At 59.9% G+C, this 16,388-nt stretch carries 17 protein-coding genes and 1 pseudogene; 8 read left to right on the top strand and 10 right to left on the bottom strand.

Going from position 1 to position 16,388, the window contains the following annotated elements; genetic code table 11:
• The 6 genes and pseudogenes from rpsL to Q1M54_RS13715 all read right to left on the bottom strand — a co-directional run.
• Positions 1-196 (bottom strand): annotated as a pseudogene (rpsL, locus tag Q1M54_RS13740) (30S ribosomal protein S12); the annotation flags it as partial.
• A gap of 138 nt (positions 197-334) precedes the next feature.
• Positions 335-1,492 carry a D-alanyl-D-alanine carboxypeptidase family protein gene (locus Q1M54_RS13735; RefSeq protein ID WP_300558230.1) on the bottom strand — a complete coding sequence of 386 codons (1,158 nt, stop codon included), beginning with the start codon at positions 1,490-1,492 and terminating at the stop codon, positions 335-337.
• 104 nt (positions 1,493-1,596) lie between these two features.
• Entirely contained in the window at positions 1,597-2,223 is a 627-nt protein-coding gene (locus tag Q1M54_RS13730) for an alpha/beta family hydrolase (protein WP_300558228.1), read from the bottom strand.
• On the bottom strand, positions 2,223-2,567 hold the full coding sequence (locus tag Q1M54_RS13725) for a (2Fe-2S) ferredoxin domain-containing protein (RefSeq protein WP_300558226.1): 345 nt from the start codon (positions 2,565-2,567) through the stop codon (positions 2,223-2,225). The genes Q1M54_RS13730 and Q1M54_RS13725 overlap by 1 nt, the downstream gene beginning before the upstream one ends.
• A gap of 36 nt (positions 2,568-2,603) precedes the next feature.
• Positions 2,604-3,710, bottom strand: coding sequence for a VanZ family protein (locus Q1M54_RS13720; protein ID WP_300558223.1), 1,107 nt, complete (start codon positions 3,708-3,710; stop codon positions 2,604-2,606).
• A 24-nt stretch (positions 3,711-3,734) separates the two neighbouring features.
• Positions 3,735-4,163: a CopD family protein gene (locus Q1M54_RS13715; protein WP_300558220.1), complete on the bottom strand. Its 429-nt coding sequence runs from the start codon at positions 4,161-4,163 to the stop codon at positions 3,735-3,737.
• A 325-nt stretch (positions 4,164-4,488) separates the two neighbouring features.
• Between Q1M54_RS13715 and hemB the strand changes: the two genes are divergently transcribed.
• Positions 4,489-5,493: a porphobilinogen synthase gene (gene hemB / locus Q1M54_RS13710; protein WP_300558217.1), complete on the top strand. Its 1,005-nt coding sequence runs from the start codon at positions 4,489-4,491 to the stop codon at positions 5,491-5,493.
• A 32-nt stretch (positions 5,494-5,525) separates the two neighbouring features.
• Complete coding sequence (locus Q1M54_RS13705) at positions 5,526-6,671, top strand: magnesium transporter CorA family protein (RefSeq protein WP_300558233.1); 1,146 nt, start codon at positions 5,526-5,528, stop codon at positions 6,669-6,671.
• A gap of 45 nt (positions 6,672-6,716) precedes the next feature.
• Here Q1M54_RS13705 and Q1M54_RS13700 read toward each other — a convergent pair whose 3' ends face one another.
• Both Q1M54_RS13700 and Q1M54_RS13695 read right to left on the bottom strand, forming a co-directional pair.
• On the bottom strand, positions 6,717-7,406 hold the full coding sequence (locus Q1M54_RS13700; protein WP_300558214.1) for a dienelactone hydrolase family protein: 690 nt from the start codon (positions 7,404-7,406) through the stop codon (positions 6,717-6,719).
• 25 nt (positions 7,407-7,431) lie between these two features.
• A complete protein-coding gene (locus tag Q1M54_RS13695) occupies positions 7,432-8,034 on the bottom strand; it encodes a 2-hydroxychromene-2-carboxylate isomerase (protein WP_300558211.1) in 603 nt (200 codons plus the stop codon).
• A 76-nt stretch (positions 8,035-8,110) separates the two neighbouring features.
• Between Q1M54_RS13695 and Q1M54_RS13690 the strand changes: the two genes are divergently transcribed.
• From Q1M54_RS13690 to Q1M54_RS13680, 3 genes are read left to right on the top strand one after another with little or no spacing between them, the layout of a single operon-like run.
• Entirely contained in the window at positions 8,111-8,857 is a 747-nt protein-coding gene (locus tag Q1M54_RS13690) for an SDR family oxidoreductase (RefSeq protein WP_300558208.1), read from the top strand.
• Positions 8,857-9,342: a MaoC family dehydratase gene (locus Q1M54_RS13685; RefSeq protein WP_300558205.1), complete on the top strand. Its 486-nt coding sequence runs from the start codon at positions 8,857-8,859 to the stop codon at positions 9,340-9,342. Before Q1M54_RS13690 ends, Q1M54_RS13685 begins: the two co-directional genes overlap by 1 nt.
• 18 nt (positions 9,343-9,360) lie before the next feature.
• Entirely contained in the window at positions 9,361-9,996 is a 636-nt protein-coding gene (locus Q1M54_RS13680) for a MarC family protein (RefSeq protein ID WP_300558203.1), read from the top strand.
• A gap of 9 nt (positions 9,997-10,005) precedes the next feature.
• On the opposite strand, the gene Q1M54_RS13675 is transcribed toward Q1M54_RS13680, so the two are convergent.
• Positions 10,006-10,980: a LysR family transcriptional regulator gene (locus tag Q1M54_RS13675; RefSeq protein ID WP_300558200.1), complete on the bottom strand. Its 975-nt coding sequence runs from the start codon at positions 10,978-10,980 to the stop codon at positions 10,006-10,008.
• 105 nt (positions 10,981-11,085) lie between these two features.
• Between Q1M54_RS13675 and Q1M54_RS13670 the strand changes: the two genes are divergently transcribed.
• The 3 genes from Q1M54_RS13670 (at position 11,086) to Q1M54_RS13660 (ending at position 15,378) form a co-directional block, all read left to right on the top strand.
• Positions 11,086-12,597, top strand: a complete 1,512-nt coding sequence (locus Q1M54_RS13670; protein WP_300558197.1) for a CoA-acylating methylmalonate-semialdehyde dehydrogenase — start codon at positions 11,086-11,088, stop codon at positions 12,595-12,597.
• Between the two features lie 53 nt (positions 12,598-12,650).
• Entirely contained in the window at positions 12,651-14,339 is a 1,689-nt protein-coding gene (locus Q1M54_RS13665) for a GMC family oxidoreductase N-terminal domain-containing protein (protein WP_300558177.1), read from the top strand.
• A 280-nt stretch (positions 14,340-14,619) separates the two neighbouring features.
• On the top strand, positions 14,620-15,378 hold the full coding sequence (locus Q1M54_RS13660; RefSeq protein ID WP_300558175.1) for a TSUP family transporter: 759 nt from the start codon (positions 14,620-14,622) through the stop codon (positions 15,376-15,378).
• Between the two features lie 60 nt (positions 15,379-15,438).
• Here Q1M54_RS13660 and Q1M54_RS13655 read toward each other — a convergent pair whose 3' ends face one another.
• Positions 15,439-16,362 carry a DMT family transporter gene (locus tag Q1M54_RS13655; RefSeq protein WP_300558173.1) on the bottom strand — a complete coding sequence of 308 codons (924 nt, stop codon included), beginning with the start codon at positions 16,360-16,362 and terminating at the stop codon, positions 15,439-15,441.
• Between the last annotated feature and the right edge of the window lie 26 nt (positions 16,363-16,388).

The following is a 16,388-nucleotide window of genomic DNA, read 5'->3' as shown; positions in this document are numbered from 1 at the left end:
AAGAGATGACCTCAAAACCGTTGGTCAAGCGCACTTTGGCAACTTTACGCAGAGCGGAGTTAGGCTTTTTAGGCGTTGTGGTGTACACACGGGTGCAGACACCACGACGCTGTGGAGAGTTTTGCATCGCAGGGCTTTTGGACTTGATCGTTTCGACCTCGCGCCCCTGACGCACCAATTGATTGATGGTTGGCATTGTTTGTAACGTCCCTAAACGTTGAATTTTGACAAAAGAAACTTCCCCGCCCCAAAAGCGGAAAAGCCCGCCAGTATAACCGCACAGCGAACTATGGGCAAGTTATCCACAATCTGACACCTGATGCACACGCAAGGCTTATTTGATCCACAAGCGCACCGAACCCCAGGCGCGCCCAAAAATGCCCGCCTGCTCGACCGGCTCAAGCACCGTCAAAGGCAGCTCTAACAAGGGCCTGTCGCCCTGCAGCACCTTGAGACTGCCCACAGATTGGCCTTTGACAAATGGTGCGATCAAGGGATCGGGGCGAACCACCTGGGTTTTCAATTGGGCCGCAGTGCCCGATGGCACCGCCACGATCAAGGGGCGGTCTGATCCGAGTTTGACCACCGCTTGTTTGCCTTTCCAGACCAGGGGCGTGACCACGGCTTGGTTGGCGTCGAACAACTTCACCGCATCAAAGGCTGCATAACCCCAATTGAGCAGCTTTTGGCTTTCGTTGGCACGAGAATTTTCACTTTCAGCGCCCAAAACCACGCTCAGCAAGCGGCGCGTGCCCACATTGGGGAACTCGCGCTTGGCCGAAGCCACCAAACAGTAACCCGCCGCTTGGGTGTGGCCAGTTTTAAGTCCGTCCACGGTAGGGTCTCTGAACAACAGCAAATTCCGGTTGCTGTCATTGGCGGCGGGGGTGCCTGAATAACGGTACTTTTTGATGGCGTAGTAAGGCACGTAGTCAGGAAAGTCACGCATCAAGCGGGTAGCGAGCACAGCCAAGTCTCGGGCGGTCGTGGTGTGGCCAGGGGCGGTCAAACCCTCTGGGTTTTTGTAGGCGGTGTTGTTCATGCCCAAAATTCGGGCCTGGTCGTTCATCAGCTGGACAAAGCGCTCCACACTGCCCGCCACCCCTTCGGCCAAAGCCACAGTGGCGTCATTGCCCGATTGCACGATCATGCCTTTGATCAAATCCTCGACGGGCACTTGCATCTTGGGGTCAATGAACATGCGCGAACCGGGCATCTTCCAGGCCCGCTCCGAGACGGGCAATGTTTGCTGAAGGTTCAGCTTGCGGGATTTGAGGGCATCGAAGACCAAATAAGCCGTCATCAGCTTGGTCAAAGACGCCGGCTCGACAGTCATGTCAGGGTCTTTGGCGGCCAGCACTTGGTTGGCTGTCAAATCCATCAGCAAATAAGCCTTCGCGGCCAACTCGGGCGGCTGGGGCATTTGGGCTTGGGCTGCCCAAGAAAAGGTCAGGCAAAAACAGCTGACCAAGATTTTGAAGAAAGTGTTCATTGCGGATAAATCATGAAAAATCGACCCGCCGTGGGTGACGCCGGATGGGCGCCGTCAACGGGGGGCAGCAAAAAAGGAAGTCAGCGCCCAGCAGGTCAAGCCACTCAGGCCTTCAGATGACGAATCACCAAGGATTTAAGCAAAGGCAATTGTCCGTGAAAGAAATGCTCACCCCCCGGAATCACGGTGATTGGCAGGGATTGGGGCCGCGCCCAATCCATCACGCTGGCCAGTGGCACTGTGTCGTCTTGCTCACCATGCACCACCAAGCAACGCTCATGAAGCGCTTGAGGCACTGGCGCCACCTCAAAACGCGCAGCCGCTGTGCCCACCAGCACCAAGGCATGCGGCAAACGCGTCTCGCCCAGCGCCTGCACCACACGGGTGGTGACAAAGGCCCCGAAAGAAAACCCTGCCAAGGCCACAGGCCCGTCTGGGGCCAACTGCTCAATGACACGCTGCATGTCCAAGGCCTCGCCCCGCCCTTCGTCGTAAGTGCCCGCACTTGCGCCCACCCCCCTGAAATTGAAACGCACAGCACGCCAGCCACATTGCACAAAAGCACGCGCCAAGGTTTGCACCACCTTGTTGTGCATGGTGCCGCCAAACAAGGGGTGAGGGTGGGCGATCACTGCCGTGCCCAGCACCACACCTTCTAAGGGCGCATCCAAAAGCGCCTCCAAGCTGCCCGCTTCGCCTTGCAAGGTCAGGGTTTGGGTGGCCTGGTTCATCAGCGTCCCAAGTGCTCGGGGGTCACAAGGCGCTCGACCACCTGACCGTTCTTCAGGTGCGATTCGACGATCTCGTCAATGTCCGAGTGGTCAACATACGAATACCAGACCCCCTCGGGATAGACCACCGCCACCGGGCCACCCGCACATCGGTCAAGGCAACCGGCCTTGTTCACCCGCACGGCGCCGGGTCCGGCCAAGCCATGGGCTTTGACCTGGGCTTTGCAGTGGTCAAAAGCGGCCTGCGCATTGTGCTGGGCACAACAAGCTTCGTTGTTTTTGCGTTCATTGAGGCAAAAAAAGATGTGCCGCTTGAAATAGGGTGGGGTCTGGGGAGTGCTCATCTGGCAATTTTAGGCCTGCTGGGGTAGGCCTCACATTCAGGCCCGCCCAGCGGAAGGAGACATGGACAATCTTCGCACCAAGTAAACCAGCAGGGCAAAAGGCCACGACCAACCCAACCACTGGATCAGGCCATAAAAACGGATGAAGCGCCCCTGCTCCCAGGTCTGCAAGGTCAATGGAAAGTAAGCGTCTGCCGATGCTGTGTTGAGCAAACTCAACTGCAGCACCAGTGCAGCCAGGGCCAGCACCCAGCTCAAGCGTGGCGAAGCCCAAGACAAGCCCAAAGCGACGGCCACGGCCACAGCAAGCCCTTGGATAACTTCGGAACTGACCCAGCCCCAAGCGTGCACCGGCCCGTAGGTCAAGGCCGCCGATAAAGCACTGGCCAGCAAGCCCACGGCCATACACAAGCCGGCCAAAACCCAGCGCTGACTGCTGCGTTGCACCACGCCATACGCCAGCAAGCAAGGCAGCAGCAAACCCAGGGCTACACACACTGACTCGGTCATCGGCAACATGGGCTGGAGCTCCACCTCGCGCACAGGCCAAGACTCCAGCCAAGGCGTGTCTTGTAGAAGCTGAATCCAAGTACCCTCCAAACGCTCCAACACCTGACCCAAGCCAAAAGGCACCGCGGCCGGGAACATCAAGGCCAAGGGCCACACCGCCAACAAAGCCAAAGCGCCACTGGCTTCGGTTTCAAACCAACGGTCTCTGAACCGGTTCCAGTGGTCCATCAAGCCGACCCAAACCAAGCAACGGGCCACCACCGCACCCGCCCAAGCCCCGCCAATGTTCAAGGCCGTGTCCACGTTAGAGGGCACCCGAATGGGCAAAAACATCTGCAGCGACTCGAGCGTCAACGACAGGAAGCCAGCAAAAAAAGTGGCCGCCACCACAGCTGGCCAATGGGGACGCATGCGGCGCAAACTCAGCGCCAACAAAAAACCCAAGGGGGCATAGCCCAGCACATTGGACAGCACATCAAAACCGGTCCAATAGCGTGGCCATGAAGCGGTCAGAAAAGACCAGGAGAAAACCCCCTGGAATCTCCAGTTTTCAAACGGGTAGAGGCTGGCGTAAACAATCAGAACTGCATAAACGCAGAACAAAGGCCAAGCGGCTGATGTGCGCCTTTTCATGCCGAGCCCATGGGACAGTCCCCCTTAAAAGGGTTTGACCACCACCAAAATGACCGCGGCCACCATCAGGAGCACCGGGGCTTCGTTGTACCAGCGGTACCAGACATGGCTGCGCTGAGACTGACCGTTTTCCAATTGGCGCAGCAAGACGCCACAACTGTGGTGGTACCCCAAGAGCGCCAACACGATCAGCAATTTGGCATGCATCCAACCCTGGCCACCACCCAGGCCAATGCCGTAATACAGCCAAAGCCACAAGCCCAGTGCCAAGGCGGGCACCGCCAAAATGGTCATGAAGCGGTACAACTTGCGCGACATCAAGAGCAACCGATCCCTTTCAGCCACCGAGCCCGGCTCCACCATCGCCAAATTGACAAAGATTCTGGGCAGGTAAAACAGGCCGGCAAACCAGCTGGCGATGAAAACGATGTGAAGGGCTTTGATCCAGAGCATGGCTCAAGTGTAGTCAGAGATGGCTGGCGCCGCACACTCCGGGCGAGCAGGCAAAAAAAACCCCCGGCCAGAGGCCGAGGGTGGGAAACCTGTCGGCGTTACCGCGTCCAGGCCCCGCTCAGGGAGGTAAAGCGGGAGGCAGCAAGCTGCCCGGGGTCAATTTATCAAATATCAAAACCGTTAACAAGCCTGAATTTTGTTTTTAGTGGTGATTTTGATGTTTATGACACAAACATGATGCCCTGTCGGCGATCTTGTTGCCTGAGCGACTGAACACGTCCGCCAGGCTTTGGCATCGGCAGGGACTTCAGGCACAATTTTGAACATGAACCCAGTTGCCACCTTCCCCGCCAATCGCCCACGCCGTCTTCGCCGTGATGAATTCACCCGCAACTTGGTGCGCGAACACCAGGTCACGCCGCACGACCTGATCTACCCGGTGTTTGTGCTGGACGGCCACAATCAGCGCCAGGAAGTGGCCTCGATGCCCGGCGTTGAGCGCCTGAGCCTGGACCTGCTTCTGCCCGTGGCCGAAGACTGCGTCAAGCTTGGTATCCCGGTCATGGCGCTGTTCCCAGTGATCGACGCCAGCCTGAAGGACCCAACTGGCAGCGAAGCCATGAACCCCAACGGCCTGGTGCCACGGGTGGTGCGCGAGTTGAAAAAGCGCTTCCCCGAACTGGGCGTGATGACCGACGTGGCGCTGGACCCCTTCACCAGCCACGGCCAGGATGGCCTGCTGGACGATACCGGCTACATCCTGAACGACGAAACCACCGCCGTGCTGGTGCAGCAGGCCTTGACCCAGGCCGAGGCTGGCGTGGACATGGTGGCACCCAGCGACATGATGGACGGGCGCATCGGCGCGATCCGCCAAGCGCTCGAAGCCCGAGGCTTGATCCACACCCGGATCATGGCCTACAGCGCCAAGTACGCCAGCGCCTTTTATGGCCCCTTCCGCGACGCGGTGGGTTCGGCGGGCAACTTGGGCAAGAGCAACAAGAAGGTCTACCAGATGGACCCTGGCAACAGCGACGAAGCCCTGCGCGAAGTGGCCATGGACTTGGCCGAGGGAGCAGACATGGTCATGGTCAAACCCGGCATGCCGTACCTGGACATCGTGCGCCGGGTCAAAGACGAATTCAAAGTGCCCACTTTTGCCTACCAAGTGTCGGGGGAGTACGCCATGCTCAAAGCGGCGGCACAAAACGGCTGGCTGGACCACGATTTGGTCATGATGGAAAGCCTGCTGGCCTTCAAGCGTGCCGGTGCCGACGGCGTATTGACTTACTTCGCACGCGACGCTGCACGCTGGATTGCGGCCCGTTGAGCCAAGCCAGCCCGTCTGAAAACGTGCCCGGCATGCGGGCATTCAGCATCAGCGACGGCCAGGTTCAAGCTTTATCAGCGGAGACCTCGCTGTCCGCTTTGCCCAGCGCTTTGCCCGAACAAGGCTTCGTCTGGCTGGCGTTCTCGAGAACGCAATTTGAACGCCAATTGCCAGAGGTCCAGGCTTGCCTGCAGCAACTGACCGACCACAGCTTGGTTGACTTGCATGTATCCGACCTGTTGAGCAGCCAGTTACCTTCCCGCTACGACTACACCTCGCACTACGACCTGTTGGTCTTTCGACGCTTGGCGCCGCAATCGGTAAGTCCCAGTCGGACGAATGCCGACCGCCCAGGCCTCCCCCGCAGCAAGCGGCCCGGCCCCCCGATTCTTCAACGCATCGACACCAGCCCGGTGGGCTTTGCGGTGTTTGACCGCTTACTGCTGAGCGTGCACCCCGACGACTGCGCCGTTCGAGACGCTTATGCCAGCCGCTTGCTGGCCGCCACAGCTTTTCAAGCGAACAGCCAAGACCCACGATCTGCAGGAGCGCGTGGCATCCCTTTCAGCTCGGCCGACATGATGCTGCGCATCGTCAGCCAGATGGTAGATGCCTATTTGGATTTGCGTCGGGAACTCAGCCGCCAATTGGACCATTGGCAAACCGAATTGATTCAGCCCAAAACTCGGTTTCGACGTTGGGACGCCTTGCTGCAGGCCCGCTTGGCTTTGCACCAGCTGGAAGACCTGTGCGACGACCAGCACACCGCCATGCTCAGCTGGAACGAAACCCTGGACGACTGGGTAGTCAGCGACGAACCGGCCGCGCTGCGCGAACACGAGTTACTGAAATTGCGCTGCCGTGACGTGCTGGAACACATCGACCGGGTGATGCACCATGTTCGCCGCCTGGAACACAACACCGAAACCGCCGTGCAAATGCATTTCAACGCACAAGGCAACCGCACCAACGACATCATGCGCACGCTGACGGGGCTGACGGCCATCTTTTTGCCGTTGAACCTGATTGCAGGCATTTTTGGCATGAACTTCGAGTTCATCCCTTGGCTACATACCGCCAGCGCTTTTTGGTGGACGCTGGGCAGCATGGGAACCATCGCCCTCATCATGGGGCTGGTGTTCTGGCGCAAGCGCTACCTGGCCAGAACCGGCGACTAGGGACATCGCCTTCGCCCAGAGAACGGGGCGCCCACACAAAAACCGTCAGCCCAAGTGCTTGGCAAAAAACGCCAACGTGCGCTCGCGCGCCAACTGGGCAGAAGGCGCATGCCACGAGCCGCGCTGGTCACAGTTGAAACCATGGTGCGCGGCATAGGTGTGGACAGCCACTTCGGGGTGCGCTTTTCTGAAGGCTTCGACCGTGTCCATCGGTATCCAATGGTCTTCTTCGGCAAAGTGGGCCAGCACGGGCACTTGCGGATGCCGGGCGGTTTCGGCAGCGGTGGTCACACCACCGCCGTAATACGGCACCGCAGCACTCAGGCCAGACAAAGTGCACGCCGCACGCCAGGTGAGTAAGCCGCCCCAGCAATAGCCCACGATGCCCACCTTGCCACCCGAAACTTCGGCTGCATGGTCAATTGCGGCCTGAATGTCTTGCATCACACCCGGCGCTGGCAAGGCCTCTGAGGCGGTTTTGTAGCCAAAGCCCTCGCCCATGTCGGCATCGGTGTAACCCAGCTCCACCCCGGGTTTCACGCGTTGAAAGGCAGCCGGGGCCACGGCCAGATAACCCTCGGCGGCATAGCCGTCGGCCACGGCACGAATGTGGCTGTTCACCCCGAAAATCTCCTGAATCACCACCACCGCCCCCCTGGGCGCACCGACAGGCCGGGCCTCGTAGGCAGGCACCGCGGTGCCATCAGCGGCTTTGAGCTCGATCATCTTTCCCATGCACATCTCCTGGTTGGTCAACAATTCAACGGGCCAAAGCGCGCTCGACAAACTCGAGTCGGTCTTGTCCCCAAAAAATCTCGCCCGCCACCACATAGCTGGGGGCACCAAAAACACCCGCATCGATGGCCGCTTGGGTGTAGCTTTCATAGCGCTCTTGCACCGCTTGGCTTTGCGACTGGGTCATCAAGCTGGCGGGTAAATCCTGCTCTTGCAACAACTCGGCCAGCACCTTGTCATCGGCCATGTTGCGCTCTTGGGCCCAACAAGCGGTCAAAATCGCGCCCGCGATTTTCATGGCGGCCAACGGACCTTGGGTCAGATCGGCGGCAATGATCAAACGGGCAGAATCGTCACCCCCCACCGGGAAATATTTGGGCTTGAGGTTCAAAGGCACATTCAGATGCTTGCTAAACCGTTGCAGCTCCACCAAGCGGTAGGCCTGGCGCTGTGGCGCACGCTGGCCCAATGGCAAACCGCCCGAGATCGGGAACACCTTGCCACCCAAGTCGATGGGCATGACGCGCACGACAGCCCCCGTGCGCTGCACGATGTCGGCCAAGCGCTGGTGACCCAAATAAGCCCAGGGGCTTTGCGGGGCGAGGTAATAGTCCACTGTGCGACCCATGATGACTCCTTGTACGTTGTGTAATTGGCAATGTGCGGTTGTAACCGCTATAAATCATTTTTGCAGGAGACACGCGATGAACAAGGTCTTGTTGGTGACGGGCGGCAGCCGCGGTATTGGTGCAGCCACAGCCCTTTTGGCAGCCCAGCAGGGCTGGACGGTGGCCGTGAACTACACCGCCAACTCGCTCGCTGCCGATGAGGTGGTGCGCCGGATCCGCAGCGCAGGCGGCAACGCCATCGCGGTTCAGGCCGATGTGGCTGACGAAGCGCAGGTCCTGCGCATGTACGAACACATCGACGCCAAACTGGGTCGCCTTTCTGGCCTGGTCAACAACGCGGGTGTGGTCGACGTCTATGCCCGCGTGGCTGACATGAGTGTCGCGCGCTTGAAACGCATGTTCGACATCAACGTGATGGGCAGCCTGATTTGCGCCCGCGAAGCCGTGCGCCGCATGAGCACCCGCTACGGCGGTGAAGGCGGCAGCATCGTCAACGTCTCGAGTGCAGCCTCCCGACTGGGATCGCCCGGCCAATATGTGGACTACGCCTCGGCCAAAGGGGCGATTGACGCCTTCACCTTGGGTCTGGCCAAAGAGGTGGCGGCAGAAGGCGTGCGCGTCAATGCCGTGCGCCCGGGACTGATCGACACCGAAATCCACGCCTCTGGCGGCCTGCCGGACCGCGTGAAAGACCTGCAGCACCTGGTCCCCATGCAACGCGGCGGCACCGCCGACGAGGTGGCGCAAAGCATTGTCTGGCTCTTGTCTGACGCGGCCAGCTACACCACCATGAGTTTGATTGACGTCTCCGGAGGCCGTTGATGTCCCGCATCGAGACCCCCATCAAGTACTACTGGGAAGACATGGCCGTGGGCCAGGTGCGCGACTTGGGCACCATCACGCCCACCCGCGAAGAAATCATCGCCTTCGCCACTCAGTTCGACCCGCAACCCTTTCACCTGGACGACGAAGCGGCCAAGGCCTCGGTATTCGGTGCCCTCTCTGCCAGCGGTTGGCACACCTGCGCCATGGCCATGCGGCTGATGGTGACCAATTTCTTGTGCGAGACCTCCAGCTTGGGCTCACCTGGCCTAGAGGGCATCAAATGGCTCAAGCCGGTTTTTCCGGGCGACATCTTGCGACTGCAAAGCACTGTTCTGGAAACCAAGCCCATGGGCAAACGCCCCGATGTGGGCATGACGCGCAACCTGTGGGAGATGTTCAACCAGCACGGTGACAAAGTGCTGCACATGGAAGGCTGGGGCATGTTCCGCCGCCGCACACCGGCCACAACGACCCCACCCTGAAGCCTGCACAATGCGGTGATGGACTTCAAACCGCTCATCACCCTGCTGGCCATCGTCAACCCTTTGGCCATCGTCCCGTTTTTCATCCACTACACGCAGGGCTTCAGCCATGCACAGCGGCAACGCACCATCTGGGTGTCGTCGTTCAGCGCCTTCGTGGTGATCGCCGCCAGCGCCCTGCTGGGTTTGCAAATTCTGGCGTTTTTCGGCATCTCGCTGGCAAGTTTCCAAGTGGGCGGCGGCATGCTGTTGCTGACAGCGGCCTTGTCGATGCTCAACGCCCAGCCCGCCGAAGCCCGCGCCAACGCAGACGAGGTGCATGACGCCGAAGCCAAAGCGGCTGTGGGGGCCAGCATCGCCGTGGTGCCATTGACCATCCCGCTGCTGACCGGACCTGCCACCATGTCCACCGTGGTGATTTACGCCGAAAAAGCCAAAGATTTCATGCAGTTAGCCACCTTGGTTGGCTACGGCGTGGTGATCGCGCTGGCCACGGCCTTGTGTTTTTCACTGGCCACCCCGATTGCCCGCATCCTGGGCAAAACCGGCATCAACGTCATGACGCGGCTCATGGGTTTGATCTTGGCGGCCTTGGCTGTCGAAGTGATGGCAGATGGTCTGACCAAGTTATTTCCAGTGCTGGCCAATCGCTGAATTGCTGTTTCAGACGCCAAAACCACCGACCAGGCCAGTTCGAAGGTGCGCCACCAAAGCCGCTATTGCGCGAGGTACATGTGGTGCATAAGGGCGTATGGCGTAGATGGTTTCGGCAAAGGCTCCTACGGGCTTCCAATCGGGCAATACGCGTACCAACTGACCCTTGCGCAATTCGGCTTGGGCACTGAAGTCCGGCATCAGCGCAATCCCTGCGCCGGTCAAGGCCGCTTCACGCAGGGCTTCGCTGTTGTTGGCGGCGAAATTGCCTGTCACGGGCACCGTGATGCGCTCGAACCCGCTGGACGTTTGCTCCAAAGCCGCATCCCAAGCTGGATTTGAAATCGGACGCGGCTCGAAAGTCCAAGCTGGCGTGTCTTGCGAACGGGGGTAATGCAGGCAGTTGTGGGTTTGCAGCTCGGCTGGGCTTTGTGGCTCACCATGTTGGCCAATGTACGCTGGGGTGGTCACCAGCACCGATTCGGTGGCGCACAGCGCCCAAGCCACATGGGTGTCGGGCGGGCGGGCGGTGTGGCGTATCGCCAAGTCATAACCTTCGGTAGCCAAGGCGCTCAGGCGATCGGACAGGTCCAGCTCGATGCGCACATCCGGAAAATCTTTCAGATAAGCGGCGAACAAGGGCACAAGTTGCTGCCTTGCCAACGCCACCGGCGCGGTCACACGCAACAAGCCACTGGGCTGTTCAGCCAGATCGCGCACTTGGGCAAAGCTTTGTTCGATTTGCTCAAACGCAGCACGGGTCTCGTCCACCAGCCTTTGACCCGCCTCGGTCAGGCGCAGGCTGCGTGTGGTGCGCTGCACCAAAGTGACCTTGGCGGCACGCTCCAACTCGGCAATGCGTTGGCTCATCGCGGCCTTGCTCACGCCGAGCCGGGCGGCCGCAGCCGTGTAACTGCCCTGCTGCGCCAGCACGCTCAGCCAGTGCAGGTGTGTCCAGAGGGTGTTGATCTTTTGCTCTTCCATTCATACATTGTTCACTATTTTGAACAATCAATTCAGCTTTGCGGCATTGCGGGGGAAATCGCGGGTACCTAAACTGCATGCAAACTTTCACCCACGGAGTCCCAAATGAGCATTTCCCACATCGGCCACTACATCAACGGCCAAGTCGCCGCAGGCACTTCGGGCCGCAGCCAGCCTGTGACCAACCCCGCCACTGGCGCAGTGACCGGCAGCGTGGCATTGGCCAACCGCGCCGAAGTGGCCCAAGCCGTGGCCGCTGCGCAAGCGGCCTTCCCCGCCTGGGCTGACACACCACCCCTGCGACGCGCCCGGGTGATGTTCAAGTTCCTCGAACTGCTGAACACCCACAAGGACGAGTTGGCCCACATGATCACCGCCGAGCACGGCAAGGTCTTTACCGACGCGCAGGGCGAGGTCTCTCGCGGCATCGACATCGTGGAATTTGCCACCGGCATTGCGCAGCTGCTCAAGGGCGACTTCACCGACCAAGTCTCGACTGGCATCGACAACTGGACCCTGCGCCAGCCCCTGGGTGTGGTGGCGGGCATCACGCCCTTCAATTTCCCCGTGATGGTGCCCATGTGGATGTTCCCAGTGGCCATTGCGGCGGGCAACACCTTCATCTTGAAGCCCAGCCCGACCGACCCTACCCCGTCGCTCTTCATGGCCGAGTTGCTGAAAAAAGCCGGTCTGCCTGACGGCGTGTTCAACGTGGTGCAAGGCGACAAAGAAGCCGTGGACGCCTTGCTGGTGCACCCCGATGTGAAAGCCATCAGCTTTGTTGGCTCCACGCCGATTGCCAACTACATCTATGAAACCGGCGCGCACCACGGCAAGCGCGTGCAAGCTCTGGGCGGCGCGAAAAATCACTTGGTGGTGATGCCCGACGCCGACATCGACCAGACCGTGGACGCGCTGATTGGCGCAGGTTACGGCTCGGCCGGTGAGCGTTGCATGGCGATTTCGGTAGCGGTGTTGGTGGGCGATGTGGCCGACAAGATCATCCCGAAACTGATCGAACGCACCCAAACATTGAAAGTGCTGAACGGCGAAAACCTCGCCGCCGAAATGGGCCCCATCGTGACCGATGCAGCGCGCCAACGCATCAAGGGCTACATCGACGCTGGCGTGGCCGAAGGCGCCAAGCTCTTGGTCGATGGCCGCGAGTTTGACGGTGCCAAGGCTGGCGCCGGTTGCGACAAGGGCTTCTGGCTCGGCGGCACGTTGTTTGACAACGTGACCACCGACATGAAAATCTACAAAGAAGAAATCTTTGGCCCGGTTCTGTCTTGCGTGCGTGTGCCCGACTTTGGCACCGCGGTGCAGATCATCAACGACCACGAGTTCGGCAACGGCGTCTCCTGCTTCACCCGCGACGGCAACGTGGCGCGCGAATTTGCGCGCCGCATCCAGGTGGGCATGGTCGGCATCAACGTGCCGATTCCAGTGCCCATGGCTTGGCACGGTTTTGGGGGCTGGAAGCGTTCGCTGTTTGGCGACATGCATGCCTACGGCGAAGAGGGTGTGCGCTTCTATACGAAACAAAAGTCCATCATGCAGCGCTGGCCCGAGAGCATCGGCAAAGGCGCTGAGTTTGTGATGCCCACGGCCAAGTGAAGTGTCTTTAAGAGCCGCATTTCTGTTTTCCGCGAGGGCGACTGGCCAGAACCATGAACGACAACAGCTTTGACTACATCATCATCGGCGCGGGCACGGCGGGCTGTTTGTTGGCCAACCGGCTCAGTGCCAACAGCAGCAAGCGGGTCTTGCTGGTGGAGGCGGGCAAAAAAGACAACTACCACTGGATCCACATCCCGGTGGGGTACTTGTATTGCATTGGCAACCCGCGCACCGATTGGCTGTACCAAACCGAACCGGCCGAGGGCTTGAACGGACGCAGTCTGCGCTACCCGCGTGGCAAAGCGCTGGGCGGTTGCAGCAGCATCAACGGCATGATTTACATGCGCGGCCAATCGCGCGATTACGAGCATTGGGCCGAGGTCACGGGCGACGAGTCGTGGGGCTGGCGGCAGTGCTTGCCCGACTTCAAAGCGCATGAGAACCACCACAAGCTCGACGCCCAGATGCCGCATGAGTTTGCCCGTCAGCACGGCGGGGCTCGCGATGCCTATGCCCAGCTCCATGGCCACGGTGGTGAGTGGCGCATCGAAAAACAACGGCTACGCTGGGACGTGCTGGATGCTTTTGCCCAAGCGGCAATGCAGGCTGGCATTCCAGCCACGCCTGACTTCAACACGGGCAACAACGAAGGTGTGGGCTATTTTGAGGTGAACCAAAAAGACGGTTGGCGCTGGAACGCCTCCAAAGCTTTTTTGCGGCCAGCGCAGCAACGCCCCAACCTGACCGTGTGGACTGAAACCCGGGTGCAAGCCCTGCAGCTGGCTCCCCAGCCTGATGGCCGCATTCGCTGCGTCGGCGCCAAGTTGCTGCGTCAAGGGCAAACGGTCAACGTGAATGCCGCGTCCGAAGTGATCCTGAGCGCAGGCAGCATCGGTTCGGTGCAGATTTTGCAGCTCTCAGGCATTGGCCCAGCCGAGTTGCTGCGGGCCAAAGGTGTGCCCGTGTTGGTCGATCTGCCGGGCGTGGGCGCCAACTTGCAAGACCATTTGCAAATCCGCACGGTGTACAAGGTGCAGAACACCACCACCCTCAACACCTTGGCCAGCAACCTGTGGGGCAAGGCCAAGATCGGGCTGGAGTACGCCCTTAAGCGCACCGGCCCCATGAGCATGGCGCCCAGCCAGTTGGGGGCCTTCACCCGCAGCGATCCGGGCCGCGCCTGGCCCAACATCCAGTACCACGTTCAGCCTTTGAGCTTGGACGCTTTTGGCGAACCCCTGCACAGCTTTCCGGCCATCACGGCCAGCGTGTGCAATTTGAATCCCACCAGCCGGGGCACCGTCCAGATCAAGACGCCTCACTTTGAAGACGCTCCCGCGATTGCACCGAACTACCTGGCCACCGACGAAGACCGCAAAGTGGCCGCTGACAGCCTGAGGGTGACGCGCCGCATCATGGCGCAAACAGCCATGGCGCCTTTTTCTCCGGAAGAGTTCAAACCCGGCGTGCAGTACCAAACCGATGATGAGTTGGCCAAGCTGGCCGGTGACATTGCCAGCACCATCTTTCACCCGGTGGGCACCACCCGCATGGGACGAGATGACGACCCGATGGCGGTGGTCAACGCGCGTTTGCAAGTGCGCGGCGTGGCCGGTCTGCGCGTGGTCGACGCCGGTGTCATGCCCACCATCACCAGCGGCAACACCAACAGCCCGACGCTCATGGTGGCCGAGAAAGCCGCTCAATGGATCGTGGCCGATGCAGCCCTGGCGACCTGAGCCAGCGCGCCCTCTGATTCAAACAGGGATTTACCCCCGGATCGGGAAATCCCTGAGAAAAATCAAACGGATCATCCCTTACATTGCATCTACTCGGTGCACAGCAGTAACTGCATCTTGAGGGCCGAGGAGACAACTCGAACCCCAAAGAACTCGAACATCAACCAACATCCGAACGAGATGTACTTTCCAAAGCGTCGCGCAAGCGGCGCTTTTTTTTGCCTGCTTCCCAGCCTCTGTGCGACAGGCTCAGTGCCCTTGCGATGACACAATCCCCCTCATGGAATTATTGATTGTTTCGTTGGCCTCGCTCTTGGCCGGGCTGGTGGACTCTATTGTGGGCGGCGGCGGGTTGATTTTGATTCCAGCCTTGTTTGCGACCTTTCCAGGCGCACCGCCCGCCACTTTGTTTGGCACGAACAAAAGTGCATCCATTTGGGGCACGGCTTTTGCCACCCTCCAATACAGCCGCAAGGTGGTCATGCCTTGGCGCTCCTTGCTCCCGGCGGCAGGTGCGGGCCTGGTGGGCTCGGTGATCGGGGCATGGGCGGTCACGCAAATCGACCCTTCCTTGTTTCGCAAAGCACTGCCCGTCATGCTGGTGGTCTTGCTGGTCTACACCCTGGCTAAAAAAGACATGGGCCGAGAACACGCGCCACGCTTTACCGGCCGAAAAGAGATCTGGATCGCCTCCAGCATCGGTCTGACGATCGGGTTTTACGATGGGTTTTTTGGCCCCGGAACAGGCAGCTTTTTGGTGTTTGCCTATGTGCGCTGGCTGGGTTATGACTTTTTGAACGCCTCGGCTTCGGCAAAGTTCATCAACGTAGCGACCAATTTTTCAGCCCTCATGCTGTTCGCCTACCAAGGCCATGTTTGGTGGCATTTGGCGCTGGCCATGGCGGTGTCCAACATCGTGGGCAGCTTGATCGGCACGCGTTTGGCGCTCAAGCACGGCTCGGGTTTTGTGCGCCAAGTCTTCATATTCGTGGTCTTGGCCTTGATCTGCAAAACCGCTTATGACACTTGGCTCAAGTGATGGGCCCCGCTGAAGCCATGGCGGCAAAAGCCAAGCAGCTCCAACAGCGCTGGCACCGGCTCAGCGCAGTCGCCACTTGATTTGCCCGGCATATTGGGCCAAAGCCACGCCCAGCAAGGTCACGCCCGCCCCGGCAATCTTGATCCAGGTGTAGCTTTCGCCAGACAGCGCCCAAGCAAACAGGCCCGCCATGGGCGGCATGAGGTACATGAGGGGCGCAGACCGGGCCACGCCCCGCACCGTGTTGATCCAACCCCAGGCCAGCCAGCCCAAAAAGGCCGACACCAGCACCGACCAAAACAAGCCCACCCACGCCCAAAAATCGAGCATTGACCAGTTAGCCTCCAGCCCTGCAGGCACCGACAACAGCATCACTGGAAAACCGCCTAACAAGGTCGCATAGCCCATGGTCAGCACGGGCCCATGCCGTTGCATCACGGGCCTCACGGCCACCGTGTAATACGAAAAAAGAGAGGCGGCGACCAACAACACCAAGTCACCTCCACCAGCCCGCCAGTTGCCGCCCAACAATTTGTCCGACAAGAACATCAAGACACCGCCGAAAGCCAGCGTGACCCCCGCTATTTGCGCGCCCGTTAAACGCTCCAAGCCCTGAACGCGCAAGATCAGCAACGTGAAGATCGGTCCACAGGCCAAAATGACCGAGCTGGAAAACGCCGTAGACCAATGGATGCCGTAAGTCACCAGACCCACATGCAAAGAATGGCCAATGAACCCCAGCCAAGCCATGTGCATCCAGTCCTTGCGCGGCAGGGGCGGCAACCAAGCGCCCATCCGCCAGCGCATCAGCAGCAAAGCACACACGGGCATGATGAGGTAACGCGCCCACAAAAAACCACCGGGCGTGATCAGGTCAAAAAGGTACTTTTGCAGCGTGAAGTTGCCACCCCAGATGACGATCAAGACCAGCGCTACCACCAAGGCACGTTGGTCATGGGGGTGCTGGGGGGTGCGATGGGGCATGCAAACGATTGTGCTGGCAAGCGCAA

Origin of the sequence: Limnohabitans sp. Rim8, assembly GCF_943326455.1 — a bacterium.
GTDB lineage: Bacteria > Pseudomonadota > Gammaproteobacteria > Burkholderiales > Burkholderiaceae_C > Limnohabitans_A.
The sequence above is the reverse complement of the archived record's forward strand: the minus strand, read 5'-3'. Positions and strand labels throughout refer to the sequence as shown.